Origin of the sequence: Nocardia sp. NPDC060220 (genome assembly GCF_042727815.1) — a bacterium.
Lineage (GTDB): Bacteria > Actinomycetota > Actinomycetes > Mycobacteriales > Mycobacteriaceae > Nocardia.
The window spans coordinates 1-1138 of record NZ_JBHWZY010001352.1 but is presented as its reverse complement, the minus strand read 5'-3'; the positions used below and the strand labels follow the sequence as shown (position 1 = coordinate 1138).

Annotated in this window: 1 protein-coding gene; it reads right to left on the bottom strand. The window is 65.2% G+C overall.

The window, feature by feature from the left end:
• Nucleotides 1-919 (bottom strand): 3-hydroxy-9,10-secoandrosta-1,3,5(10)-triene-9,17-dione monooxygenase oxygenase subunit (gene hsaA, locus ACFWF3_RS36705; RefSeq protein ID WP_379318836.1); only part of this gene is annotated, 919 nt, incomplete at its 3' end.
• Nucleotides 920-1138 lie beyond the last annotated feature (219 nt).

The window sequence follows — 1138 nt, the reverse complement described above, 5'->3', positions numbered from 1 at the left end:
CCTCCTCGCCCGCCAGCAGCAGTGCGTACTCCTCGGCGACATTGCCCGAGAGCTGACGCCACGCGGCGTCGATATCGCTGGCCGCCTCGGCCACGCGCACCTTGGCGAACGGATCGTCCTTGGCGTTCTCGCCGGCGTAGGCGGCGCGCACGCGCTTGCCCTGGTGCTCGACGTGCGCCTCGTAGGCGCCGTAGCCCATGCCGACGATCGGCGCGGAGATGGTGGTGGGGTGGATGGTGCCCCACGGCATCTTGTAGACGGGGTCGGTGTTCTGCTCGAGGCCGGGCGCGCGGCCTTCGCTCATCGCGCGGAAGCTCAGGAACCGGTGCGACGGGACGAAGATGTCCTCGACGACGACGGTGTTGGAGCCGGTGCCGCGCAGACCGACGACGTTCCAGACGTCATCGATGCGGTAGTCCGAGCGCGGGATCAGGAAGCTGCCGAAGTCGACCGGCTTGCCGTTCTTGATCACTGGACCGCCCAGCACCGCCCAGGTGGCGTGATCGGAACCCGAGGACCAAGCCCACGAGCCGCGCACGATGTAACCACCGTCGACGGCCTGTCCCGCTCCCATCGGCGCGTACGAGGACGAGATGCGCACATCGGTGTCCTCGCCCCACACGTCCTGCTGGGCCTGCTGGTCGAACAGCGCGAGGTGCCAGTTGTGCACCCCGATGATGCCCGACACCCAGCCGGTGGAACCACACGCGCTGGCGATCTTGCGCACGGTGTCGTAGAAGACCACCGGGTCGGCCGCGTGGCCGCCCCACTGCTTGGGCTGGAGCAGCCGGAAGAAACCGGTCTCCTGCAGCGCCTTCATGGATTCTTCGGGAATGCGGCGCAGGTCTTCGGCCTCCTGCGCACGCTCACGCAGCGTCGGCAGCAGTGCCTCGACCCGTTCGGTCACTTCTTGCGTCATTTCGGAGCCCGCTCCTGCCCTTGTCGGATCGACAACCGGTTCTTTTCGTCTCTGAGATTAGAACAGGTTCTCGTTTCTGTCGAGAAGATCGCCCTACCTCGGATATAACAGGAGTCAACAAGGAAGTTCGCTGGACAACTGGCGTGAAGTGGCTCAGTTTTGTAACGTGTTCTAGTGAACGAGGAGGGTTCGGGATGGCGATCAACCCCAAGGTGAGGG